Genomic DNA, 24,080 nt, shown 5'->3' with positions numbered 1-24,080 from the left:
CTCCTGCTCGGTATGAAAACGCTGAAACGGCACGGCCGGCAGCGGAACTCGCCGGCGAAAAGTTGGGAAACGGCGAAGGGAGGCGCGGCACATGGAGGCCGTGGGGCGCATGCTCGGCGGAGCGCGCCCGCGGGTTTGGAACGTTGCTTTCTCCTAGCCATCGCCGAACCTCGGCTCGCCTGGAGGGCCAATCCTGGCCCGAAGCACGTGCACTCGCCGCGAGGCATTCAGGCCCGGCAGCCATAGTCGTCGAATGTTGTCGTCCCGCTCGCGATCCTTGTCAATTGATGCCGGGCCGCGTCAGGCCGCGTGCGATCTGAAATCGCGCGGCGATCCGGTTATTTTTTCTTTCCGTCTGCGTCGAATTGCTTGAGGAAGGCGACGATGTCGTCGGTTTCGGTCTCCGATTTGAGGCCCGGGAACACCATCTTGGTGCCGGGGATTTTCGCCGGCGGCGCCTTGATGTAGTCGCGGAAGGTCGCTTCGTCCCAGACGAGGCCGGAGTTCTTGTTGGCAGGAGAATAGCTGTAGCCTTCGATCGATCCGGCCGGCCGGCCGAGGAGCCCGTTCAGCTTCGGTCCGACGGCGTTCTTCGCCGTCTCGCCGATCTGGTGGCAGGCGCGGCATTTCAGGAAGACCTTCTCGCCCGCGGCAGGGTCGCCGGCCGCTCGGGCTGAAGGGGGCCATGCCGCGAGCAGCGACAGGGCGAGTACGGTCCAACGCGCCATCGGATATCTCCCCTCTCATCTGGAGGCGATCTTTCCGGCAGACCGGCGACGGAGCCGCGCAGTCTTTCTCATTGTTCTTATACCATCGCGGGCCACTCTCCAATCCGGCACCGCAAAGCTCCCGCCTTCGCAATTGGCTCGTGCCGCCGTAAATCTCGTTCCGAACCGACTGAGCCGACGTGCTGGCTTGATGACGGCCCATCGGGAAGCTGGCGGGGCTGGGCATGGCGGGTGCGATGACGACGTAGCGCGCGAGCAGGAGAAAGCATGAGACCGCGCGTCGACCTGAGCGCCATCCCCGTCGACATCCGCCGCGCCGCCTGCGCCTTCCACGAGGCCGGCCATATCGTCGTCGGCTGGCATCACCGGCGCTTCATCAGCCATGCCTGGCTGCGGCCGCCCTATGGCGTCACCGGTGAAACCTGCTTCCTGCCCTATGAGCGCGGTTTTCGCGCCGGGCGGTCGGAGGATGCCGCCCGTGCCGAGGCGGAAGTCGTGATCCTCTCTGCCGGATATTGCGGCGAGATGATCTACTGGAACCAGGGCGAGGGCGTGAAATGGTATCCCGGCGCGATCCAGTCCCACGCCGACGATATCGAGCAGATGCTGCCCTATATCGCCTTCCTACGCCCGCCGGACGAGGCGGCCTTTCGGGACCGTTGCGCCAGGGCCGCCACCGCCATCCTCTATGCGCCCCGCATGATCGCGGCGCAGAAGAAGATCGCCGGGGTACTGTCCGAGCGGCGGCGGATCGATGCGGAGGAGGTTGCGACGATCCTCGGGAAGCCCGGATAGCGCAAGCTGAGTGTGCGCGGACCCACGCGGTGTCATCCCGGGCTTGACCCGGGATCCATGCCGGAATGTTCCTGATCAAGCTTCAGGCATGGATCCCGGATCTGGGCTTTGCTCCGTCCAGGATGACGCGCACTCGAATACGTGGTGCTGGCCTCGAAATGTTCGGGCTCGTTTCAGCTGGCTGCGCCGGCTCAGAACTCTTCCCATCCGGCATCGCCAGCGCGGCCGTTGGCCACCTTTTTGACCGGCGCGCGCGGGGCAGGCGCGGCGGCAGGCGTGCGGGGCGCGGCCGCCTTGGCCTGCACGAAGGCGGCCTCGGCGAGCTTGCGCAGGCGCTCGGGCTCGGAGGCGGCGGGCGCTGCCGGCTGGTGGTGGGCGGCGGCGCCCTCCTGCCCTGTCCTGAAGGCTGCGACGAGGTCGTTGAGCTGTCCGATGCGGGAGGAGAGGGAGGCGGCGGATGCGGCGCTTTGCTCTGACAACGCGGCGTTCGCTTGCGTCATCTCGTCGAGATGGGCGACGGCCTGGCTCATCTCGTCGATGCCGTTGGCCTGTTCGCCGGCGGCGGCCGAGATGTCGGCGATGGTGGCGGCGACCTTCTTCGAGGAGGCCAGGATCTGGTCGAGCTGCTCGCCGGCCTGGCGCACCAGCTTGACGCCCTCGCCGACCTCCAGGTTCGAGGACGAGATCAGGCCGGAGATGTCCTTGGCGGCGGCGCTGGAGCGCTGTGCCAGGGTGCGCACCTCCGAGGCGACGACGGCGAAGCCCTTGCCGGCATCGCCCGCGCGCGCCGCTTCCACCGCGGCGTTCAGCGCCAGCAGGTTGGTCTGGAAGGCGATGTCGTCGATCACCCGGATGATGTCGGAGATCTTCTGCGAGGCGCTCTCGATCCGGGCCATGGCCTCGACCGCCTGGCCGGCGATGGCGCCGCCGCTTTGAGCTGCCTGCATCGCCTCGGTGGCGATGGCGGCTGCATCCTTCGAGGCCTGGGCCGAGGCCTTGACGGAAGCGGCGAGCTCCTCGGTCGTGGCGGCGGTCTCTTCCAGGCTCGACGCCTGCTCCTCGGTGCGCTTCGACAGGTCGTCGGCGCCCATGTTGATCTCGCGGGCGGCGAGGCCGACATCGGCCGAGGTCACCTGGATCGTGCGCACCGTCGAGGACAGCCGGTCGACGGTCTCGTTGATCGCGCCCTTGAGCTCGGCGAACTTGCCGCGATAGGCCGAATCGACCCGTACGGTGAGATCGCCCCCGGCGACCGCCGACAGCGCCCTGGCGAATTCGCTCGTCGCCGAATCGACCACGGCGTTGATCTCGTTGATCCCGGCGACCAGCTTCTGCATCTGCTCGTCGGCCTGCTCGATCTGCAGACGCGCCGAGAAATCACCCGCTGCCGCAGCAGACACGACCGCGCCGACATCCGTCACGACCAGGGCCATGCTCTCCGCCGCGCGCAGGCGGCGTGCGGACGCCTCGCGCTCCTGCTGCTCGAGCGCGCGCATCTTCTGCAGATTGTCGCGCAGGATCTGCAGCGAGGCGGCCATCTGGCCGATCTCGTCGCGCCGGTCTGTGCCCTCGACGGCGCTGTCGAGATCGCCGTCGGCGATACGGTGCATCGTGCCGTTGAGGCCGCGCAGCGGCAGCAGGATGCCGCGGCGCGCCACGAACAGGCTCAGCAGAAGCCCGCCGAGGATGCCGATGACGGCGACGACGACCTGCACCATGAGGAAGCGATCGGCTGCGGCGAAGGCGCTGTCGCGTGTCGCCTCGATCGCCTTGCCGGAATAGGTGGTGTAGGCCTTGACCGCGTCGGTCACGGCCTTCTGGCCGTCGAGACAGGCGGCGAGCGCGGCCTCGACCGCCGAGCGATCGCCGGTCGCGCTCCGGGACGCCGCCACCATCGCGCGGATCTTGTCGAAATAGCTGCCGAGCTTGGCGCGGACATCGCCGATCAGCCGCTTCTCCTCGGCATCGGCCATCGCTTCCAGGATCGGCAGCCTCGCCAGCATCTCCTTCATGCGCCGCTCGGATTCGGTCGCGAAATCCGCGTGCTTCTCGGGCTGGCGCGCGAGCTGGTAGGTCATCCGGCTGATCGCGATGATGTCGATGCGCAGATCCATCGCCTCGCGCGCGATACCGCCGGTCTGCTCGACATCGAGCATCGAGCGCTTGAGTTGGGTCAGCCCGGTCCAGCCGACGAGCGCGATGACGATGGCGACGACGCTCATCACGGCGACGACGCCGATGGATTTCGACACGATGGAGGCGTGCTTCAGCATGGCAGGTCAGCTTTCGGCGGTGGGGCGTTGCGGAACGGCGGGACAGGCTCGGTTCGATCTTGCGTCGAAGGCAGGCGGTCGGCCGTTTCCCCATCGTCGCTTCATGGGGCGCTGGCCGCCCCGACCGGTTTGGATCGCTTAGCCCGCGATCCGGGCCGGGCGACGTTCCGGTTCTGTGATCCGATCCGATGGTTAAGAGCTCTACAGGCGCTGTCTTAACGAAGTTTTGCGCCGCACTTCACTCGCATCCGGGGGGCATGGCGGGAGAAGCATGGCGCCAGCGGGAAACTCGCCCCATCGGCACAGGTCCGATTTCGATCTTCCCGATGCCCTGATCGACCTCGGGGGGGCCGTTTTCATGTTGATCGTCCGCAGCCTGCTCGGCTGATCATCTGCACAGGAGGCGCGTCGCGGTCGGCTCGGCCATGATGCATTGAGCGTTGCATACTCTGCGTTCGACGGGGCAGGCTGGCCCGCCCGACCAAGCGGCGCCCGACACGGAGAAAAGCCTTTGCCCAGCCTTGCCGTCGACGACGAGCGCCTGTGGTCCGACATCATGACGCTCGCGCAGATCGGCGCTTTGCCGGCCGGAGGCTGCGACCGCCTGGCTTTGACGGAAGCCGATGGCGCCGCTCGCAGCCTGTTGCGCTACTGGTTCGAGCAGGCGGGCTTGAGCGTCTCGGTCGATCCGATCGGCAATGTCTTCGGGAGGCGCGAGGGAACGCAACCCCGCCTGCCGCCGGTCTTCGTCGGCAGCCATCTCGACACGCAGTCGCCGGGCGGCAAGTTCGACGGCGTGCTCGGCGTCGTGGCGGGCTTGGCCTGCATCCGCGCCCTGGACGAGGTGGGCCTGCGGACCCGCCATCCCATCGAGATCGTCAACTGGACGAACGAGGAGGGCGCCCGCTTCGCGCCCGGCCTGATGGGCTCGGCGGTGTTCACCGGCCAGCTTCCGCTGGCTGCGGCCCATGCCGCGAAGGACCCTTCCGGCGTTTCCGTCGCCGAGGCGCTGGCACGTATCCGCCAACTCGGTGATGCGCCGCTGCAGCGGCCGGTCGACAGCTATTTCGAGCTGCATATCGAGCAGGGCGACCGCCTGCAGGAGGCCGGGCACGTCATCGGCGTGGTCGAGGGCGGCGAGTTCAACTGCTTCGCGGACGTGACCCTGCTCGGCGACAACGCCCATGCGCAGGCGACGCCGATGGGCCAGCGCCGCAATCCGCTCGCCGCCGCGGCGGAGCTGATCACGGCGATCGAGGCGATCGGCCATCGCAATGCGCCGGTCGGATCGGCCGGCGTCGCTTCTCTGCGGCTCTGGCCCAACAACCGGATCAACATCCCCCACCGCGTCGTCTTTACCTATTCCGGCACGCATCCTGACCGTGCCGGCATGGCCGCGATGCGGCGCGAGATCGCCGGGGCCGCCGCCGCGATCGCCCGGCGCACGGGTATCGCGATCGAGGTCGAGGCGTCGCCGGATCGCGAGGCGGTCGATTTCGATCCCGCTCTCGCCGGGCTGATCGAGGAGATCGCCGCGCAACAGGGCTTCAGCACGATGCGCCTGCGCTCGCGAGCCGGCCATGACGCCATCCGGATGGCGCCCTATTGTCCGACGCAGATGATCTTCGTGCCCTGCAAGGACGGCATCTCGCATAGCGAGTTCGAGGATTGCCGGCGCGAGGATGCGGCGGCCGGGACGAACGTTCTGCTGCACGCCATCATCGCCCGCGCCGATCGTACGGGTTGATCGAGCCCTGGGCAGGTACAAGTGGCCGGAGCAGCGAGCATGATTGATACCGAAGATCACGCGGTTTTCGCGGCTGGCGATGTCACCCTTCAGTCCGGCATCGTCTTTCCGGACATGAAGCTGGCTTACAAGACCTTCGGCCGGCTGAACGCCGCGCGCGACAACGTCATCCTCTATCCGACCTCCTTCAGCGCACAGCACCATGATACGCAGTGGCTGGTCTCGCGCGATGGCGTTCTCGATCCCGAGCGTTACTTCATCGTCATCCCCAACCTCTTCGGCAACGGCCTGTCCTCCTCGCCCTCGAACGCGCCGGCGGCCTGGATCGATGGCCGTTTCCCGCTGGTCAGCTACCATGATGCCGTCGCGGTCCAGCATCGCCTGCTGCTCGAGGAACTCGGCATCGACAGGCTCGCACTGGTCTATGGCTGGTCGATGGGCGGCATGCAGGCCTATCACTGGGCGGCGCTGTATCCGGACATGGTCGAGCGCGCGGCGGTGGTTTGCGGCAGTGCCCGCTGCGCGCCGTTCAATCATGTCTTCCTCGAAGGGGTGAAGGCGGCGCTGACCGCCGATCCCGCCTTTCAGAACGGCCGCTTCCTCGCGTCGCCGGTCGCAGGGATGCGGGCGATGGGCCGGGTCTATGCAGGCTGGGCGTTGTCGCACGGCTTCTATCGCGAGGAGGCGTGGCGCGGCCTCGGTTTCGAAACGCTGGAGGATTTCTTGGCGCGATCCTGGGACGGCGCCTTCGCGCGGCGCGACGCCAACGACCTTCTCGCCCAGATCGTGACCTGGCAGGACGGCGATGTCAGCCGCTGCGCCGCGTTTGGCGGGGATCTCGCGGCTGCGCTTTCCGCCGTCACCGCGCGGGTCCTGCTGCTGCCGGGCCGGACGGACAGCTATTTTCAGGTTGCCGACAACGAGGCCGAGCTGCCCTTGCTGGTCAATGCACGCTCGGCCGAGCTCAGCCCGATCCCGTCGATCTACGGCCACCGGGCCGGCAACCCGATCCACATTGCCGCCGACCGGGCTTTTCTGCGTCACAAGATCGACGCTCTGCTGAGCCAGTGAGCGCACGTCGCCGCGTCTGGCCCGGGTTTTGCGGCCGGAGGCGGCGGACATGATTGACGGATGGGAACACAGGCTTCATCCGGACGTCGTGAACCGAGCTTTTCGTTTCGTTGCCGAGGAAACCTGATGACGTCCACCGTGAGCCCGCTCGCCGGGAAGCCGCTCGATCCCAGCCTCCTCGTGGATGTCGCCAAGCTGACCAAAGCCTATTTCGACCGGCCCGATCCGGCGCAGGCGGCGCAGCGCGTCGCCTTCGGCACCTCGGGCCATCGCGGCTCCTCCTTCCTGCTCTCCTTCAACGAGGCGCATATCCTGGCGATCGCCCAGGCGATCTGCCTCTACCGCAAGGAGAAGGGGATCGACGGCCCGCTCTTCATGGGTATCGACACCCATGCGCTGTCGCGCCCGGCCTTCGAGAGTGCGCTCGAGGTCTTCGCCGCCAATGGCGTGACCACGCTGGTCGACGAGAAGCTGCGCTTCACGCCGACCCCGGTCGTCTCGCATGCGATCATCACGCATAACCGCGGCCGCGGCACGGGTCTCGCCGATGGCGTGGTGATCTCGCCCTCGCACAACCCGCCGGCCGATGGCGGCTTCAAATACAATCCGCCTCATGGCGGCCCGGCCGATACCGACGCGACCGGCTGGATCGAGCGCAAGGCCAATGAGCTGATGGCGGGCGGGCTCGCCGAGATCAGGCGCATGCCCTATGCGAAGGCGCTGGCCTCGGACTTCGTCCGGCGACACGCCTATCTCCCGGCCTATGTCGAAGACCTCGCCACGGTCGTCGATATGGACAGGATTCGCGCCTCCGGCGTCAGCATCGGCATCGATCCGCTTGGCGGCGCCGGGCTCGACTACTACGCGCCGATCATCGAGCGCTACGGCCTGAACGCGACCGTCGTCGACACGACTCTGGATCCGACCTTCGCCTTCATGCCCGCCGACTGGGACGGCAAGATCCGCATGGACTGCTCCTCGCCCTATGCGATGGCCAGCCTGATCGGCATGAAGGACCGTTTCGACGTTGCCTTCGCCAACGACACCGACGCCGACCGGCACGGCATCGTGACCCGCAGCGGCGGGCTGATGAATCCCAACCACTACCTCGCGGTCTCGATCGACTATCTCTTCACGCACCGTCCCGGCTGGCGCAGCGATACCGGCATCGGCAAGACGATCGTCAGCAGCGCGATGATCGACCGCGTCGCGGCCAGGCTCGGGCGCCGGCTGGTCGAGGTTCCCGTCGGCTTCAAATGGTTCGTCGACGGGCTCTCGGACGGCAGCTTCGGCTTCGGCGGCGAGGAGAGCGCCGGCGCCTCCTTCCTGCGCCGCGACGGCACGAGCTGGTCGACCGACAAGGACGGCCTGATCCTTGGCCTGCTCGCGGCCGAGATCGCCGCCGTCACCGGCTCCGACCCTGGCGAGCGCTATATCGCGCTGACGAAGGAGCTGGGAGCGCCGCTCTATGCCCGCGTCGATGCGCCTGCCACCCGCGAGCAGAAGGCCGTGCTCAAGACGCTGTCGCGCGCGCAGGTCGCGACCGACACGCTCGCCGGCGAGCCGATCACGGCCGTCCTCAACGAAGCGCCCGGCAACGGCGCTGCGATCGGCGGCGTCAAGGTCGTGACGGCTGAAGGCTGGTTCTGCGCCCGCCCCTCGGGCACGGAGGAGGTCTACAAGATCTACGCCGAGAGCTTCCGCGACGACGCCCATCTGCGCCGCATCCAGGAAGACGCACAGGCGATCATCAACGCGGCGTTTGCGGCTGGGTGAGCGGGCTGATCGCATCATCCTCCGCCGTGATCCCGGATGGAGCGCAGCGGAACTCCGGGATCCATCGTAGGGAACTGCGCTCTACGATGGATCCCGGAGCTGCGCCGCTGTGCGGCTTGTCCGGGATGACCCAGAGGTTCCTCGAATAGGCGGCAGGCCCGAACCTTGGCCCGGCCTCACTCGCCGCTGGCGGCCTTCATCGGGGGCACGTCGTAGCCGTCCGGCCCGATGGCCTCGGTCGCCTGGCGGTTGCGCGACATCGCCTCGATGAGCTGGCGGTTCGAGTGCTCCAGCGTCCCGACATGGTCGATATGGTGCCGCAGATCGTTGCGGAGCTGGTGGTTCACTCCGGTCAGGAAGTCGGCCTTCGACTGCAGCGCCGAGAGCTTGATGTCGAGGTCGTAGACGCTCTTGTCGCGCTGCGCGATGTCGTCGACCAGCTTGCGCTCGCGCTCAGCTGCCGCCGCGGCCTGGGCTTCGAGTTCCTTGATCGTCTGCAGGGCGGCGGTGATGCGCGCCTGGGCCTGGCTCGCCGCCTCGTTCGAGGCTTCGCGCTCGCCGCTCATCTTCTCGGTCAGCGCGGCGATGTCGCGCTGCAGGCGCTGGTTCTCGCCGCTGGAGGCCACGAGATCGGAGCGCAGCATCGCGACCTCGCGCGACAGGTTCTGCGCCGCGGCTGATTTCTCGAGCAGCTTCTGCTCGACGACCTGGCGCTCCTCCGAGAGGCGCTGCACCCGCGAATCGGTGCTGGAGAGCCGCTGCAGCAATCCGTTGATCTCGCCCTGCAATTTGGCGTGCTCGATTTCGAGCATGGACAGCGAGTTCTGCGTCTGGTCGAGCGCCGCGCGGCTGCGGTGCAGCTCTTCCTCATAGCGCATCGCCAGCGGCCGGTAGTGGCCCAGCTCCAACTGCAGGCCGTTGATCTCGCGGTCCTGCCGGTTGCAGAGTCCGGTCAGTTCCTCGATCTGGGCCGCCTGGTCCTGCGAGGTCTGGATGAACTTGGGCAGGATCTGCTGCATGGTCGCGGTGCGCGTCATCAGCAGGTCGAGCTGGACGGACCAGTTCGAGATCTTGGCGAATTCGGTCTGGAGCTCGTTGGACTGGTCGCTGATCGCGGCCATCAACTGGCCGACTTCGTGAGAGCTGCCGGGCTTCGGCGGAGTTTCGTGCACAGGCGCGGGAACTGGCGCCGGCGGCTCGCCGGGCTCGTTGGCGGAGAGCGCGGGCGCGTCGAAGGCAGGCGCGTCGAGGGTCTTGGGCAGCCGCAGCTCCGGCTCCTCGCTCCGCCCGCCCATCAGGCGCCTCAGACTTGCACCGATCATCGAAGCCACCCCACCTTGCCCCCCATCGACGCGGGACGTAGCCGCTGCCGGCAGCCCGGCTGACATGTTCAGGACCGCGCTGGAAACGCTCTGCCAGCAGAGGGCGCGCGGTGATTCCTGGCAACATCCGAAGATCGGCTTTGAAGAGTTGCGAACAACTTCTTTTGCTCGGGAAGGCCGGAATTGCTGCAGGCGCGTGACGACGCGCCCCGCATCGATGCGGAGGTCAGCCCGGCCGCCCGCCTGCCCCCGTCTGGCGTAGCTTCAGTTCGAGCATATAGGCGCGCTGCACCGCCTCGCGCTCGCGCAGCAGAGCCTTCTCCAGAACGCTCTGCTGGGTCTGAAGCACCTGGTTGGCGCGGTCGAGCGTCGCCTCGGCCTTCTGGGCGCGCTGGCTCCAGTCGTCCTTCTCGCGCGCCAGGGCTTCGATCTCGTCCTGAAGCTGGGCCTTCTCCCGATCCGCATCCTGAAGCGAACCCTTCGCCTTCTGCAGGACGCCCAGCACCTGCAACTGCAGCGTCTCGAAGGCTGCGCCCGCGCTCTCCACCAGCGCCAGCGTCTCCCGGGGATCCGGCCTGCCGGCGTTGCGGCGCGCAGGGGCGCGCTGCGGCGCGGGCGCCGGACCAGCCTCGGTCCGCTCGGCAGCCTCTCTCCAGCCCGGCGACCGGAGCATGGCGCGGCTGAGACTGGGAGCCTCCTGCGTCACGGTCAGCCGCGCGACTGCGGGCGGTTGGCCTGCGAGAAGGAGGTGGTCACGGCGTCGTGCAGGCGGGCGAGCCAGGCTTCCGCCTCCATGGCGCGCGCCTCGGCCTGCCGGGCCCGCTCCTCGGAGCGCCACAGCATCTCGTTGGCGGTGGCGATCTGCGCTTCCAGCTCGCGCATATTGACCGCCGCCTGCGAGATCGTCTGCTGCAGCCTTTCCTCGAGCTGCGCATAGCGCAGGTCGCTGATCCGGATCGCCTCGCTGGTTTCCTCGATCAGCGCCAGCGCCGACGGCCAGTCGCGCTGCTGGCTGGCGGGAGCAGGCGCCGGCACGGGCACGGGCACCGCGACGGGCCGCGCCGCGTCCTGCTGGGCGGGCGCCGCCGGAAACGCCGTGATCTTGTCCGAGGCGCCCGGGAACGGCTCCGAGGCCGGGCCGCTCTGGCGCAGGCTGGTGACGGTGGCGAGGTCGCTAATGGCAGGCTGCATGGAGGTGCTCCGTGAGCGCCGGACAGGATGGCTGGATCGGCCCTTCCTGTTCGATGGTTTGGACGAGGGATGGGGCAGCAGGCAGGACGGCGGCAGGCAAGAATGCGGTCGCAGGCAATGCGATGCCCGGCAAAGTGTTATCCTCGGCGCGTGCGGGCCCCTCGATGCGCAAGGGCCCCTCGATGCGCAAGGGCATGGCGCTGGAGCCGGACGGCAGGCGAAGCGCGATCCTGTGGTCCGGCGGCCGGGCGGCTGGCGGCTGCTGCAACTGCTCCTGCAGCGCGCGCCGGTTGGCGCGGGCGAGATCGAGCGCACGCTGGAGCAGCACCTTGTCGCGACGTTCGCCCTGCAAGGCCTCCTCGAGCCGCAGGCACTCCCGCTGCAAGGCGTCCGATGCGACGTTCTGCTTGCTGCGAGCCGCCCGCAGCTCGGCCTCGATGCCGGCGCCGGCTTCCTTCAGCCGTTCGATTTCGGCGCTCTTGCCGGCGAGCGTGTTGCCGAGCGCGGCGATCTGGTGTCCCTGCCGGGCCTTTTCGAGCGCGGCTTCATGCAGGCCCTGCTTCAACCGCTCGATCTCGCCGGCCGTGTCCTGACGACGCAGGTCCGAGGCGGCGATCGTCTCGCGGTGTCGCTGCAGGGCGCGTTCGGCCATGGCCAGTGCGGCCTGCGTCTCGCGCAGTTGCAGACGCTCGGCCGCGAGCAGCGTCTCCATCGCCGCCAGACGACCCAGCGCAGCCTCGAGACGCAATTCGAGAAAGCCCTGCTGTGCCTGTGAAAGCCTCTGGGTCGGGTCGACATCCGGCGCGATCAGGCCGGTTTCCGGTGGGAGATGCGATGGTGGGTGGCGAAGCGCTGCCGCAGCGATGGGCTGTTCCTCCAGGCGCGCTGACGGGCCCAGCCAATCGTTCGAACAGGCAACCGGGAGGGCGTTCAAGTGATGGCCTCGAAAATCGCGCCTGAGGAGCTTCGGGAACGCCAACGCGAATCAGTGATTTCAGCGTATCTACTCTTCGGGAATCGTATCAATACGAGATTTCGCGCCGCTGCCCTTGGGGTGCCCTCGCGCCTGTTTTGGCTGGGGATGGCTGACGTCAAGCTGCATCCTTACATTCCGGCGATGCGCCGGCCCGTCTTGCGGGAATGCGCATTCCGGCCGAGGCATGAAGCAGCGCCGAAAAGGAGTTCTGGAAGGATGTTTCCGAGCCGCCGCATGGTCGGTGCCGGCCTGCTGGCCGCCCCGGCGCTCCTCGCCGCTCGCGGCGCTTGCGCCGCCGGCCGGCCCGTGACGGTCGCTTCTCTCTTCGGCGAGGACAAACCGGAGACGAAGATCTGGCGGCGCATGGCGCAGACGCTCGAACGGACGGCGCCTGGCCGCTTCGACCTGCGCGTCGTCGGCAATGCCGCGCTCGGTGGCGAGAAGGAGGTCGCTGAAGGCATGCGGCTCGGCTCGGTGCAGGCGTCGCTCTCGACGATCTCGGCGCTCTCGGGCTGGGTGCCGGAGGGTCAGCTCCTCGACTTGCCCTTCCTGTTCCGCGACCGCGGGCATCTGCGCCGCGTGCTGGACGGGCCGCTCGGCACGGAGCTGAAGGGCAAATACGAGGCGCAGGGCTTCGTCGTGCTCGGCTTCATCAATTATGGCGCGCGCCATCTCCTCGCCAGGGAGCCGCTGACCACGCCGGCCGCGATCCGTGGCAAGCGTATCCGCGTCATCCAGAGCCCGCTCCATACCGAGCTCTGGTCGGGGCTCGGCGCCTATCCGACGCCAATCCCGATCCCCGAGACCTACAATGCGCTGAAGACGGGCGTTGTCGACTGCATGGACCTGACCAAATCGGCCTATGTCGGCTTCCGGCTATATGAGGTCGTGCCCTGGCTGATCGAGACCGGCCATATCTGGGCGAGCGGCGTCGTCATGGTCTCGGCCGCCTTCTGGAAGGGGCTCTCCGCCGAGGAGAAGGCGGCGCTCGCATCCGCCGCCGCCGAAGGCACGGCCTATTTCGACGAGCTGATCGTCGCCGACGAGGAGGCCTCGATGGCCAGGGCTGCGGCCGAGGGCGGCAAGATCGCGCAGCCCGAGGACCGTCCCGCCTGGGAGGCCGGCGCCCGCAAGGTCTGGACGTCCTTCGCGCCGAGGCTCGGCGGTCTCGACAAGATCGAGGCCATCGCCGCCAGCGCCTGAGCCGCCCGTCCCGTCTGTCTCCGGAGAACCGCCTTCATGCCGCAGTCCATCGACCACATCGTCATCGCCGTCGCCGATCTCGACCAGGCGTTGCGCGACTACGAGGCTTTGGGCTTCACCGTGCTTGAGGGAGGCGAGCATCCGCGCGGCTCGCGCAATGCCCTCGTCGTGCTGGCGGATGGCGCCTATCTCGAGATCATCGCCTTCTCGCGGCCGGTCCCGGACTTCCGCTGGTGGAAGGTGCTGGACGAGGCCGGCAGCGGCCTCGTCGATTACGCCCTGTTGCCGGCCGATACGCTCGATGTCGATCTCGCCCGCGCCCGCACTGCGGGCATCGAGATCGACGGGCCGATCGATGGCGAGCGCCTGCAGCCGGATGGCACGCGCATCGCTTGGCGCTCGGCCCGCCCGCCCGAGCCCGACATCCCCTTCATCTGCGAGGATGTCACGCCGCGCGCGCTGCGCGTGCCCGAGGGCAAGGCCCGCAAGCACGCCAATGGCGTGACCGGCGTCGCCGGCGTCACGGTGGCGGTGCGCAACCTTGCCGCTTCGGTCGCGCGCTATCGGGCGCTGACCGGGCTGGAACCCGTCGCTTGCGGCACGGTGCCCGGCCTCGGCTTCGGCCTTGCACAATTCCGCCTCGGTCGGCAGGTGCTGTCGCTGACGGAGGCGCGCAGCGATGCCTGCGAGAGCCTGACGCGCCATCTCGGCCGGCGCGGGCAGGGCGCTTATGCGATCTCCTTTTTCGGCCCGGCCGATCGCTGCCTCGACCGCGCTCTGGCCCATGGCGCCAGGCTGGAGATCGTCAAGGCGTTGTGATGCCGGTGGCGGCTCGAGTCGCCCCCCTACATTCGAATAGTTCTATTTATTCAATAAAAACAAAGGCTTGATGACTCTGCCATTCGCGCCTATCTGTCCGCTCGCCCCGATTCAACCAGCGCGGATGGAGATGGCCGATGAGCGGAGTGAGTGAAGCGGATGTCGCCGCCGCGATCGGCCGCATCGACGAGATCATCATCCGCGAGGTCGTCCGCACCGAAGCCAGCCGCCATGAACTGCGGCGCGCGCTCGTCTTGGTGAAGCAGCCGTTCGGCGTCGAAGCCGGGCGCGAGCTGCCGCCACGGATGCAGCGCCTGGTCGACCTGCTGATGGTGGCGCTGCCGGAGCCCGAGCGGCAGCAACGGGGTCGAAGCGCCGGCCGTCAGGGCCATCGTCGGGATGGACAGTCGCGCCATGCGGCCTGATCCCGATAGGGAGACCTCGCTCGACGAGGCCCGCGCCGAAATCCGGCAGGCCATGATGAACGCCTTCTGCGGCATCCTGCATGGGTCGCGGCTGTCGCCGATGGCGGTTCTGGAACTCGCGGCCGAGGCCGTCGGCTCCGTCTACAGGGAGGTCGCGGATGCTCATCTCGGTGATCATCCCTGTCCTTGCGGCTGGCATCCGTCACCTGCGGAGGACCTGGCGGCGCTGCAGGCGTCCCTGGCGCTGAGCGTCGTGCCGCCGCCGGGCATCGACCTCGCCCGCGCCGAGGTCGCGGGCCGCGCCTGAGCGGCTGTTTGGGACAGTGAGCCCTCGCCTTGAGGGGCCGGTCTGTCATGCATGATGATGTCAGTCGGCTCACCCATTGGGCCTCCTGCGCGGTCATCCCGGGTCTCCCTGCGGTCGCCCGGGATGACGCGCGTTGATGACTGGCTGAAATCACTGAAGTCTGGAGCCTATCCCTTCGCGCCGGCCGCCATGCTACATGCCGCGCTCCGGAGCGGGTGGCGAGGCGGGGATGCGCAAACTTCTGATCATCGGCATCGGCGCCGGCGACCCGGACCAGATGACGGTCCAGGCGATCAAGGCGCTGAACCGGGCCGATGTCGTCTTCCTGCCGGACAAGGGTGAGGAGAAGGCGGCGCTGCGCCATTTGCGCGAGGAGATCTGCGCACGCTTCATCGAGAAGCCCTGCCGGATGGTGACGGTCGGCACGCCGCAGCGCGCCCCCGCCGGCTCCGATTATCGCGGCGTCGTCGATGACTGGCATGCGCGAATCGCCGACAACTACGCACGCCTGTTCAGGGATGAGCTGGCCGAGGGGCAACATGGCGCCCTGCTCGTCTGGGGCGATCCTGCGCTCTATGACAGCACGCTGCGCATCGTCGAGCGCGTGCGCGCGGGCGGCCTCGCCATCGATTGGGAGGTCATCCCCGGCATCAGCAGCGTCCAGGTGCTCGCCGCACGCCACGCGATCGCGCTGAACCGCATCGGCGAGCCGGTCATGATCACGACCGGCCGCAAGCTCGCGGCGGGTTTCCCGGAAGGCCAGGACAGCGTCGTCGTCCTGCTCGACGGCGAGCAGACCTTCGCGCGGATCGCGCCGGAAGGCCTCGACATCTGGTGGGGCGCCTATCTCGGCACGGCCGATGAAATCCTGATCACAGGTCGCCTCGCCGATGTCGCCGCTAAGATCGAGCGGGTCCGCGCCGAAGCCCGCCAGAGGCATGGCTGGATCATGGACACCTACCTGCTGCGGCGGCGGGAGGCGGTCGGCGGCTGACGCCCGCGACTCTCTGGCGGCGCTGCCGGTCGTCATGCGAATGTCGGCCATCCGGGCCGGAGGTCGAGCATGTCCGTCATCGAAGCAGAGCCCACATCCGCTCCCTCGCATCCCGAGGAAATCAGGTCGGCCTTCGAGTTGCGGCTGGGCAAGCACGTCACCTTGCAGGGCAGCGCCAGGATCACGCCTGCCGGCGTGATCTGCGCGGGCATCGCGGTCGCTGCCATGACGCTCTCGCTCGCCTGTCTCGCCTCGGCGATGCGGCCACGCCGATATTAGGCGTTCTGCACCGGGCGAATGGCGGCGTCCGGCTGCCGCCGGGACATGGCGGCTTGCCCCGTCCCGTCACCGCATGTGAAATGCAGGTCACGGATGTCAGGACGAGCGATGCCTTCGACGAAGCGCAACAGGGCTGCCGGGGACGGCGGCGAGCGGGAGGTTCTCGATCTCGGCGGCTATGTCCCGTATTTCCTGACGGCGATTTCCAACACCTGGTCGCGCAGCTCCTCGCGGCTTTATCTGGAACGCTTCGGCGTCGGCGTCACCGAATGGCGCGTGATCTCCCAGCTCGCCATCGAGCCCGGTATCCCGGCGCAGCGCATCTGCGAGGTCATCGGGCTCGACAAGGGCGCGGTCAGCCGCGGCGTCGCTGCGCTGGTCGCGGCCGGCCATGTCACGGAGGGAGCGGATGGCCGCGACGCCCGCCGCCAGATCCTGGCGCTGACCGAAAGCGGCTACGCCCTGCACGACCGGCTGATCGCGCTCGCCCTCGCCCGCGAGCGGATGATGCTGAAGGATTTCACGCCGGAAGAGCGGGCGCAGTTCACCGACTTCCTGCGCAGGCTCCATGCCAAGCTGCCGGAACTGCGCGATTTTCGCCCGGACGAGGGCGGCGAGGGCTAGGGCATCGGCCCGAAAAGTGGAATGCGGCTTTCGGAAAAGCCGATGCTAAAATAGGAAGTTAGATCACCAGCCCCGGTAGCCGTAATAGCCATAGCCGAACCCGCCATAGGGGCCGCCGAAGTCACGATAGGCCCAGGCACGCATGTTGGCGGAGCGGTTGAGGTCGATGGCCTGCAGGCATTGCGCGAAAGGGTCCGTGCCGGCGCGGAAGCCATAGCCACGGCACTTCTCGGCATCGAGCGCCCTCTGCTCCTGCGCGGTGATGCAGCCCCCGGCGGTGATCGTGAGGGCGAGCGCGGCCAAAAGCGCGATCTTCATCTCCGGCATCCTTCGGCTGGTCGGCGTATCCGCCCGAGACAATGCCGCAATTGCGTCGAGATTGCGAAGGCGTTTCACGCATAGCGCTGCGACGCCGCGCCATGCGCCCGTCGCAGCGCCGCGATATCAAGCCCCGGAACCGCCCCGTCGATGACGCGCCAGCGTCCTGCGACCATGACCCTGTCGGCGCGGCTGGCGCCGCACAGCACGAGAGCCGCGACCGGATCATGCGCGCCGGAAAAGCGCAGCTCGTCCAGCCTGTAGAGCGCGAGATCCGCCTGCAGGCCGGGCGCGATGCGGCCGATGTCGGAGCGCCCGAGACAGCGTGCCGAACCTTCCGTGGCCCAGCGGATCACGTCCTGCGCCGTCACAGCCGCTGCGCTCCCATAGCGCAGCCGGTTGATCAGCAAAGCGTGGCGCAGTTCCTCCATCAGGTTCGAGCCGTCATTGGAGGCGGAGCCGTCGACGCCGAGGCCGACAGGCGCTCCGGCCGCTTCAAGCTCGCGCGTGCGGCAGAAGCCGGAGGCGAGCACGCCATTCGATGTCGGGCAATGGCAGACACCGACGCCCGCCTTCCCCAGCCGCTCGCATTCCTCGCAGGAGAAATGGATGCCATGCGCCAACCAGGTCTTCTGCCGCATCCAGCCGGTCTCTTCCAGCAGGTCGAGCGGGCGCTTGCCATAGACCTCGAGGCAATAGGCGACCTCGTCCTTCGTCTCGGCGAGATGGGTGTGCAGCGGCGCATCGAAGCGGGCCGCCAGCTCCGCGCTCTTGCGCATCAGCGCCGGCGTCACCGAGAAGGGCGAGCAGGGCGCGAGCGCGATCTGGATCATCGCGCCCTCAGTCGGATCATGGAACAGGCCGAGCACGCGCTCGCTGTCTTCGAGGATGGTGTCCTCGTCCTGCACGACGCTGTCGGGCGGCAGCCCGCCATCCTTCTGCGACAGGTTCATCGAGCCGCGCGAGATTGTCGCGCGGATGCCGAGCGTGCGCGCTTCCTCGACGGCGATGTCGACGGCGTTCTCCAGCCCCTTCGGATAGAGATAGTGGTGGTCCGCCGCCGTGGTGCAGCCAGACAGCAGCAATTCGGTCAGCGCCACCCTGATCGCCAGGCGCAGATCCTCCGGCATCAGCCGCGCCCAGAGCGGGTAGAGCGCGGTGAGCCAGGGAAACAGCTCGCGGTCGATCGCGGCCGGATGGGCCCGCGTCAGCGTCTGGTAGAAGTGATGATGGGTGTTGATCAGGCCAGGCAGCACGACATGGTTCGAGGCGTCGAAAACCCCGTCCACCGGCGCTGCAGGTGAGGATCCTGCCGCGACCAGCTCGACGATGAACGCTTCGTCGACGACCACGCCGCCGCCCGCGCCCTCGGCGACGATGCCGAGGGGGTTCTTGATCCACAGCCGCATGTCTTCTCCTCAATCCCAGGGCCAGTCCACCTTGCAGCGATAGCCGACGAAGCATTGCGGCGTATCGCGGCTGGGTACCCAGGCCGGCTCGAGGAATTCGCCATGCGCGCAAAAGCCGAGGTCGCGGACGAAGCGGTCATAGGTTTGGCCGCCGGTGCCGAGCACGATCGCGCCATTGGCGAGCACGCTCTGGCGGTTGGCGGCGCAGGTCCGGTTGGGCGTCGAGGGGCGCGCTTGCGCCAGCGCTTCGCCGGCCGCCAGCACCAGCATCAGGGACAGGGCGATACGCTTCATGGTGGCCTCCTGCAAAACGGCGTCCGCGATGCCACCCTAACACGGCGTGGGCACCGTCGTTCCCCCTCCGGGCGCGGCGGGACGCCTGCCCGTCCCGCGCGTCGCGCTTGACGCCGCCGCTGCCTTCCGCCATCGCTCCCGGGCTTTTGTAAACGCCGGAGCCGCGCCATGTCGCTGACAGATCTCGCCGCCACCATCGACGCCGCCTGGGAGGCTCGCTCCGAGATCGGCATCAACACCAAGGGCGCGGTGCGCGAGGCGGTGGAGCGGGCGATCGAGATGCTCGATGCGGGCGAGGCCCGCGTCGCCGAGAAGGTCGGCGCCGAGTGGGTCGTGCATCAGTGGCTCAAGAAGGCGGTGCTGCTCTCCTTCCGCCTCACCGACAACATGATCATCGCCAACGGCCCGGGCGAGGGCGTGTTCTGGGACAAGGTGCCGTCGAAGTTCGAGGGCTGGGGCGAGAACCGGTTCCGCGCCGCCGGCTTCCGCGTCGTGCCGCCGGCTGCCGCGCGCAAGGGCTCGTTCCTGGCGCCGAACGTCGTGCTGATGCCGTCCTTCGTCAATATCGGCGCCTATGTCGACTCGGGCACCATGGTCGACACCTGGGCGACGGTCGGCTCCTGCGCCCAGATCGGCAAGAACGTCCATCTGTCGGGTGGCGTCGGCATCGGCGGCGTGCTCGAGCCGCTCCAGGCCAACCCGACCATCATCGAGGACAACTGCTTCATCGGCGCCCGCTCCGAGGTCGTCGAGGGCGTCATCGTCGGCGAGGGCTCGGTGCTCTCGATGGGCGTCTTCATCTCGGCCTCGACCAAGATCGTCGACCGCGCCACCGGCGTCGTCCATGTCGGCAAGGTGCCGCCCTATTCGGTGGTGGTGCCGGGCTCGCTGCCGGGCAAGCCCTTCCCGGACGGCACCCCCGGCCCCTCGCTCTCCTGCGCCGTCATCGTCAAGACGGTCGACGCCCAGACCCGCTCCAAGACCGGCATCAACGAGCTGCTGCGGGATTGATCATCCAACCGCGCCGTCATCCCGGACAAGCCGCGTAGCGGCGCCGATCCGGGATCCATGCCTGAGCCGTTCCGGCATGGATCCCGGGTCTCCGCTTCGCTCCGCCCGGAATGACTTTGGACTGTGGGGTTTGCTCACCCCACCGGCGTCGGCGCGCCGGCGTCCGAAGCCGCGGCCGTTGCCCCCGCCAGCGCATCGCGCAGCGCCTGCTCGCGGGTATGGTCGAGCGAGGTCTTCAGAACGGTGCCGCCGGTGCCCTTGAGGGCCTCGAGCACCTTGTCGCCGGTGACGCGCTTGACCAGCACGAACAGCGCGGCGTTGCCCGGCTGTAGGCTGGCCGACAATTCCTTCATGAACTTGTCGTCGACGCCGTAATCGGTCAGCGCGCCGCCGAGTGCGCCCGAGGCCGCGCCCAGCGCCGCGCCGGCCAGCGGCATCAGGAAGATCGCGCCGATCAGCAGCCCCCAGAACGAGCCGGAGACCGCGCCCATCGCCGTGGTGTTGAGGAGCTGGTTCAGCTTGACCTTGCCGTCCTCATGCATGACCGCGATAGCGGCATCGCCGATCTCGATCAGATATTCCTTCTGCAGCCCGAACAGTTTCTGGCGCATTTCCTCGGCGCGCGCTTCGGTCGGATAGACGATGACGACGAGATCGGACATGGGGTTCTCCTGCTATTGCTGCGCATCGGCCCGAAAAGTGGAGTGCGGCTTTCGGAAGAAGCCGATGCAAGGTCACAGATAGAGAATGGGGCCCGTCCTGCGACGACCCTGTGTCAGGCTAGCCCAAAGCGCGATGGCTGTCCTGACCTGCGTCAATCTCCTGCCAATGCCTTCGCTGCCTCGGCAGCGCTGCTGCGCAGCGGCAGTTCCTTCATCCGCAGCAGGAAGAACAGCGCGCAGGCAAAGCCGATCGCGGTCGCGGCGAAGACATATTGGAACAGCCTGACCATCGTCTCGCGATCGACGGCTTCGAGCTTCAGCGTCTCGTGCGAGATCCCCGCGCCGGAGACGCCGACGCCGCCGAGCACGATCGCCCCGAACACGGCGACGATCAGCGCGCCGCCGATCTGGCGAAAGAAGTTCGCGGTGCCCGTCGCCGTGCCGAGCTGATGCGGCAGCACCGCGTTCTGGATCGAGACGGTTGCGACCGGCAGCATCGTGCCGAGCCCGAGGCTGATCAGGCCGAGCAGCACGCAGAACGGCACCAGCGGCATCCGCCCGGCATAGATCGTCAGCAGCACCATGCCGCACAGCGCCAGCGCAAGACCGACCACCGGCACGCGCTTGTAATGCGTCAGGCGCGTCATCGCTCGCCCCGACGTCGTTGCACCCACCACAGTGCCGCAGGTCAGCGGCAGCAGCCCGAGTCCGGAATGGGCGGCGCTCAGGCCTGCGACGCTCTCGAAATACATCGGCAGATAGATCGTCAGCCCGATGAAGGTCCCCATACCGAAGCCGGCCGCGATCGTGCCCATCCGCACGACGGGATTGGCGAGGACGTCGAGCGGGATCAGCGGCTCGTCCGCCGTCCGCAGGCGCCAGGCGAAAGCGATCCAGAGCAGGAGCGACAGGCCGACGAGACCCGCGATCGGCGCCGAGCGCCAGGGATAGGCGGTTCCGCCCCAGGACAACGCCAGCAGCAGCGTCATCGTCGCGGCGGTGATCAGGAGAGCGCCGAGCACGTCGAGCTTGTGCGGCCGCTCATGGCGCGGCAGCCGCTTCAGCGCCGAACTCGTCATCCAATAGGCCGCCATGCCGAGAGGCAGGTTGATCCAGAAGATCACCGACCAGTGCAGTCGCTCGGCGATGACGCCGCCGAGCACCGGCCCGAGCAGCGAGGAGGCCATGAAGACGCTGGCGATATAGACTTGATAACGCCCGCGCTCTTTCGGCGAGACCATGTCGGCCACGATCGTCTGCGCCAGCGCGATCAGCCCGCCGCCACCCAGCCCCTGGACGAAGCGCGCCACCACCAGCAGCCACATCGACGGCGCGATCGCGCAGGCGACCGAGCCGAGCATGAACACGGCTATCCCCGAGAGCAGCACGATCCGGCGGCCATGGATGTCGGCGAGCTTGCCGTAGAGCGGGGTCACGGCGGTCGAGGCCAGCAGATAGGACGTCACCACCCAGGAGAGATGCGTGACGTCGCCGAGCTCGCGCCCGATCGTCGGCATGGCGGTGGCGACGATGGTCTGGTCCAGCGCCGCCAGGAACATCGCCAGCATGATGCCGAAGAGGATGCTGCGGATGTCCTCATGACTCAGCGGCGCATGCTGCGTCGAAGCATGGGTCGCCGGCGCGTGCTGCGCGTGAGTGTCGACCCGCTTGTCCATGAATTGATGCGCCTGCCTGTGCGTCGTCGTCCAGGCTCAGACTAGAAGGCGGCCAATTCATGTGCCAGAGGCGGGGCGAGCAGTGAGGGTCTGGCGGCCATGCTCTCCCCGGATGGGACCGGCTGTCGATGCCATCGCCCGAAAGGCGCGAACCCTTCTCCCCTCGCGGGAGAAGGGTAGAGGCGTCGCGGTTCTCGCGAAATCTTATCCCCGCCCCATCGCCCCTTGCCTAATCTGCCCTCGCTCCGCCCGACCAAGGGGGCTGTCGCGAGGCATCGTGCGGCCGGGCGGGGTTGCGGTGTTCATGGACGGGGCCGTTGCGGGCCCTGCTTCACGGAGGGACCGCTCGTCGCCCGGGCCTTCAGCAATCCCGGTCGTGACCGACCTCAATGGCGGCGAGCGAAACCAGACGAGAACCGCGCGCGGGGTCGGGTGGCGCCTGTCGGCGCTGCTTCGACATCGACATTCGACATCGACATTCGGCACGCAGCCGTCGGCTGCGACGCCATCAGGCCCCGCGCATCCCCTTGGATACGCATTCGCCAGAAACCCCGCGGCCATGTGGCCGGACGGGGCTTTCGGTGCGGTGCTGGCGAGCCCTATAAAGGATTTCGTGCGGTTCGCGCCCTGCTTCGGGAAGGCTCAGCCTCCATGCCCTTGCTCAACGCCGGCCATTCCACCCTGGTGATCATCGATTTCCAGGCGCGGCTGATGCCCGCCATCCATGACGGTCCGCGCCTCGTCGCCAACGCACAGCGGCTCGTCGGCGCGGCCGGCCTGCTTTCGGTGCCGGTCCTGATGACCGAGCAGAACCCGGCCGGCCTCGGCGGCACGGTCGCGGAGCTGGCGGGCGCCGGGCCGGTCGTCACCAAGATGAGCTTCGATGCCTGCGTGGAATCCGCATTCCTCGAAGCGCTCGCGGGAGATGGCCGGCTCGTGCTCTGCGGCTGCGAGGCGCATGTCTGCCTCGGGCAGACTGCACTCTCGTTGCTCGCCCATCGCCGCCGCGTCGCGGTGGTTCAGGACGCGACCGGCTCGCGCCTGCAGGAATCGAAGGAAGTCGCGCTGCGCCGGCTGGAAAGCCACGGCGCGGAGATCGTCACCACCGAGATGGTGATTTTCGAATGGCTGAAGAGCGCCCGCCATCCCCGCTTCCGCGAGGTGCTGAAGCTGGTGAAGTGAGGCGCTACAGCGGCTTCCTGATCCACTTGGCGATGACGCCGACGATGCCTTCGCGGAAGGTCATGACGCAGATGACGAAGATAACGCCCTGGACGACCGTGACCCATGCGCCGAGGCTGGCGAGGTAGTTCTGCATGGAGACGATGACGAGCGCGCCGGCGATCGGCCCGAACACGGTGCCGAGGCCGCCGACCAGCGTCATCAGCACGACCTCGCCCGACATCGACCAGTGCACGTCGGTCAGCGAAGCCAGCTGGAACACGATCGCCTTGGTCGAGCCGGCGAGCCCGGCCAGCGTCGCCGAGAGCACGAAGACCGCGAGCTTGTACTGGTTGGCGCGGTAGCCGAGCGAGATCGCGCGCGGTTCGTTGTCGCGGATCGCCTTGCAGACCTGGCCGAAGGGCGAGTGGATGATGCGGTACATTGCCAGCAGCCCGGCCATGAAGATCGCGGCCACCAGCCAGTACAGCGTCCGGTCGTCGGCGAGGTCGATCAGGCCGAAGAGCCGTCCGCGCGGCACGGCCTGGATGCCATCCTCGCCGCCGGTGAAGCGCGGCGTCTGCAGCGAGAAGAAGAACACCATCTGCGCCAGCGCCAGCGTGATCATGGCGAAGTAGATGCCCTGCCGGCGGATGGCGAGCGAGCCGAAGGCGGCGCCGAGCAGCGCGGCGATGGCGGTGCCGGACAGGATCGCCAGCTCCGGCGTCAGCCCCCAATGCTTGGCGGTATAGGCGCTGACATAGCTCGCCATGCCGAAATAGGCGGCGTGGCCGAAGGAAAGCAGCCCTCCGTACCCAAGCAGCAGGTTGAAGGCGAGCGCGAACAGCGCGAAGCACAAAACCTTCATGACGAAGACCGGATAGGCCACGAAGGGCGCGATCGCGAGCGCGACCGCGAGCCCGATCATGATCGCCCGGTGCAGGCGCAGCGTGCCCTTGTCGGTTTCGCCCGGCAGGATCGCGGAGGATGCGTCGGAGGCTGCGATGTCGGCCATGGTC

General features: G+C 68.0%; 25 protein-coding genes. 13 read left to right on the top strand and 12 right to left on the bottom strand.

Annotation, left to right across the window (positions count from 1 at the left end; translation table 11 throughout):
- Positions 1-338 precede the first annotated feature (338 nt).
- Positions 339-728 carry a c-type cytochrome gene (locus AC1RMY_RS19995; RefSeq protein ID WP_492867481.1) on the bottom strand — a complete coding sequence of 130 codons (390 nt, stop codon included), beginning with the start codon at positions 726-728 and terminating at the stop codon, positions 339-341.
- 267 nt (positions 729-995) lie between these two features.
- On the opposite strand from AC1RMY_RS19995, the gene AC1RMY_RS19990 reads away from it, so the two are divergent.
- A complete protein-coding gene (locus AC1RMY_RS19990; RefSeq protein ID WP_492867479.1) occupies positions 996-1,523 on the top strand; it encodes a hypothetical protein in 528 nt (175 codons plus the stop codon).
- A gap of 191 nt (positions 1,524-1,714) precedes the next feature.
- Here the strand turns inward: AC1RMY_RS19990 and AC1RMY_RS19985 are convergent, their stop codons facing one another.
- On the bottom strand, positions 1,715-3,796 hold the full coding sequence (locus AC1RMY_RS19985; protein ID WP_492867477.1) for a HAMP domain-containing methyl-accepting chemotaxis protein: 2,082 nt from the start codon (positions 3,794-3,796) through the stop codon (positions 1,715-1,717).
- A gap of 511 nt (positions 3,797-4,307) precedes the next feature.
- On the opposite strand from AC1RMY_RS19985, the gene AC1RMY_RS19980 reads away from it, so the two are divergent.
- From AC1RMY_RS19980 to pgm, 3 genes are all read left to right on the top strand, one after another.
- Positions 4,308-5,543: an allantoate amidohydrolase gene (locus AC1RMY_RS19980; RefSeq protein WP_492867475.1), complete on the top strand. Its 1,236-nt coding sequence runs from the start codon at positions 4,308-4,310 to the stop codon at positions 5,541-5,543.
- Between the two features lie 39 nt (positions 5,544-5,582).
- Positions 5,583-6,614, top strand: coding sequence for an alpha/beta fold hydrolase (locus AC1RMY_RS19975; RefSeq protein ID WP_492867473.1), 1,032 nt, complete (start codon positions 5,583-5,585; stop codon positions 6,612-6,614).
- Between the two features lie 126 nt (positions 6,615-6,740).
- Positions 6,741-8,390 carry a phosphoglucomutase (alpha-D-glucose-1,6-bisphosphate-dependent) gene (gene pgm / locus AC1RMY_RS19970; protein WP_492867471.1) on the top strand — a complete coding sequence of 550 codons (1,650 nt, stop codon included), beginning with the start codon at positions 6,741-6,743 and terminating at the stop codon, positions 8,388-8,390.
- 176 nt (positions 8,391-8,566) lie between these two features.
- Here pgm and AC1RMY_RS19965 read toward each other — a convergent pair whose 3' ends face one another.
- From AC1RMY_RS19965 to AC1RMY_RS19950, 4 genes are all read right to left on the bottom strand, one after another.
- Positions 8,567-9,712 carry a hypothetical protein gene (locus AC1RMY_RS19965; RefSeq protein ID WP_492867469.1) on the bottom strand — a complete coding sequence of 382 codons (1,146 nt, stop codon included), beginning with the start codon at positions 9,710-9,712 and terminating at the stop codon, positions 8,567-8,569.
- Positions 9,713-9,938: 226 nt separating this feature from the next.
- Positions 9,939-10,385 (bottom strand): hypothetical protein, encoded by a 447-nt coding sequence (locus AC1RMY_RS19960; protein WP_492867467.1) that lies wholly within the window; start codon positions 10,383-10,385, stop codon positions 9,939-9,941.
- A gap of 35 nt (positions 10,386-10,420) precedes the next feature.
- Positions 10,421-10,903 (bottom strand): hypothetical protein, encoded by a 483-nt coding sequence (locus AC1RMY_RS19955; RefSeq protein WP_492867465.1) that lies wholly within the window; start codon positions 10,901-10,903, stop codon positions 10,421-10,423.
- Positions 10,887-11,837, bottom strand: coding sequence for a hypothetical protein (locus AC1RMY_RS19950; RefSeq protein WP_492867463.1), 951 nt, complete (start codon positions 11,835-11,837; stop codon positions 10,887-10,889). The genes AC1RMY_RS19955 and AC1RMY_RS19950 overlap by 17 nt, the downstream gene beginning before the upstream one ends.
- 258 nt (positions 11,838-12,095) lie before the next feature.
- On the opposite strand from AC1RMY_RS19950, the gene AC1RMY_RS19945 reads away from it, so the two are divergent.
- The 7 genes from AC1RMY_RS19945 to AC1RMY_RS19915 all read left to right on the top strand — a co-directional run bounded on the left by AC1RMY_RS19945 (position 12,096) and on the right by AC1RMY_RS19915 (position 16,530).
- Positions 12,096-13,082: a TRAP transporter substrate-binding protein gene (locus AC1RMY_RS19945; RefSeq protein WP_492867462.1), complete on the top strand. Its 987-nt coding sequence runs from the start codon at positions 12,096-12,098 to the stop codon at positions 13,080-13,082.
- A 36-nt stretch (positions 13,083-13,118) separates the two neighbouring features.
- Complete coding sequence (locus AC1RMY_RS19940) at positions 13,119-13,901, top strand: VOC family protein (protein ID WP_492867460.1); 783 nt, start codon at positions 13,119-13,121, stop codon at positions 13,899-13,901.
- A gap of 137 nt (positions 13,902-14,038) precedes the next feature.
- A complete protein-coding gene (locus AC1RMY_RS19935) occupies positions 14,039-14,326 on the top strand; it encodes a hypothetical protein (RefSeq protein ID WP_492867458.1) in 288 nt (95 codons plus the stop codon).
- Entirely contained in the window at positions 14,316-14,633 is a 318-nt protein-coding gene (locus AC1RMY_RS19930) for a hypothetical protein (protein ID WP_492867456.1), read from the top strand. Before AC1RMY_RS19935 ends, AC1RMY_RS19930 begins: the two co-directional genes overlap by 11 nt.
- A gap of 229 nt (positions 14,634-14,862) precedes the next feature.
- Positions 14,863-15,627 (top strand): precorrin-6A synthase (deacetylating), encoded by a 765-nt coding sequence (gene cobF, locus AC1RMY_RS19925; RefSeq protein WP_492867455.1) that lies wholly within the window; start codon positions 14,863-14,865, stop codon positions 15,625-15,627.
- Between the two features lie 69 nt (positions 15,628-15,696).
- Complete coding sequence (locus AC1RMY_RS19920) at positions 15,697-15,906, top strand: hypothetical protein (RefSeq protein ID WP_492867453.1); 210 nt, start codon at positions 15,697-15,699, stop codon at positions 15,904-15,906.
- A gap of 108 nt (positions 15,907-16,014) precedes the next feature.
- A complete protein-coding gene (locus AC1RMY_RS19915) occupies positions 16,015-16,530 on the top strand; it encodes a MarR family winged helix-turn-helix transcriptional regulator (protein ID WP_492867452.1) in 516 nt (171 codons plus the stop codon).
- 63 nt (positions 16,531-16,593) lie between these two features.
- Here the strand turns inward: AC1RMY_RS19915 and AC1RMY_RS19910 are convergent, their stop codons facing one another.
- The 3 genes from AC1RMY_RS19910 to AC1RMY_RS19900 form a co-directional block, all read right to left on the bottom strand.
- The gene (locus AC1RMY_RS19910) at positions 16,594-16,848 is read right to left on the bottom strand and encodes a hypothetical protein (protein WP_492867451.1); all 255 of its coding nucleotides are present in this window, start codon (positions 16,846-16,848) and stop codon (positions 16,594-16,596) included.
- A gap of 74 nt (positions 16,849-16,922) precedes the next feature.
- The gene (locus tag AC1RMY_RS19905; RefSeq protein ID WP_492867449.1) at positions 16,923-18,257 is read right to left on the bottom strand and encodes an 8-oxoguanine deaminase; all 1,335 of its coding nucleotides are present in this window, start codon (positions 18,255-18,257) and stop codon (positions 16,923-16,925) included.
- Between the two features lie 9 nt (positions 18,258-18,266).
- Positions 18,267-18,551 (bottom strand): hypothetical protein, encoded by a 285-nt coding sequence (locus AC1RMY_RS19900; RefSeq protein ID WP_492867447.1) that lies wholly within the window; start codon positions 18,549-18,551, stop codon positions 18,267-18,269.
- A gap of 168 nt (positions 18,552-18,719) precedes the next feature.
- Between AC1RMY_RS19900 and dapD the strand changes: the two genes are divergently transcribed.
- Entirely contained in the window at positions 18,720-19,562 is an 843-nt protein-coding gene (gene dapD / locus AC1RMY_RS19895; protein WP_492867446.1) for a 2,3,4,5-tetrahydropyridine-2,6-dicarboxylate N-succinyltransferase, read from the top strand.
- Between the two features lie 134 nt (positions 19,563-19,696).
- Here dapD and AC1RMY_RS19890 read toward each other — a convergent pair whose 3' ends face one another.
- Positions 19,697-20,224 carry a DUF1269 domain-containing protein gene (locus AC1RMY_RS19890; RefSeq protein ID WP_492867444.1) on the bottom strand — a complete coding sequence of 176 codons (528 nt, stop codon included), beginning with the start codon at positions 20,222-20,224 and terminating at the stop codon, positions 19,697-19,699.
- Between the two features lie 152 nt (positions 20,225-20,376).
- The gene (locus tag AC1RMY_RS19885; RefSeq protein ID WP_492867442.1) at positions 20,377-21,900 is read right to left on the bottom strand and encodes an MDR family MFS transporter; all 1,524 of its coding nucleotides are present in this window, start codon (positions 21,898-21,900) and stop codon (positions 20,377-20,379) included.
- 651 nt (positions 21,901-22,551) lie between these two features.
- On the opposite strand from AC1RMY_RS19885, the gene AC1RMY_RS19880 reads away from it, so the two are divergent.
- Entirely contained in the window at positions 22,552-23,082 is a 531-nt protein-coding gene (locus AC1RMY_RS19880; protein WP_492867440.1) for an isochorismatase family protein, read from the top strand.
- 4 nt (positions 23,083-23,086) lie between these two features.
- Here AC1RMY_RS19880 and AC1RMY_RS19875 read toward each other — a convergent pair whose 3' ends face one another.
- Positions 23,087-24,076: a branched-chain amino acid ABC transporter permease gene (locus AC1RMY_RS19875; RefSeq protein WP_492867438.1), complete on the bottom strand. Its 990-nt coding sequence runs from the start codon at positions 24,074-24,076 to the stop codon at positions 23,087-23,089.
- Positions 24,077-24,080: the final 4 nt, after the last annotated feature.

Source organism: Allobosea sp. GW822-FHT03F07 (assembly GCF_058801345.1).
This window is presented reverse-complemented; position numbering and strand designations above follow the sequence as displayed.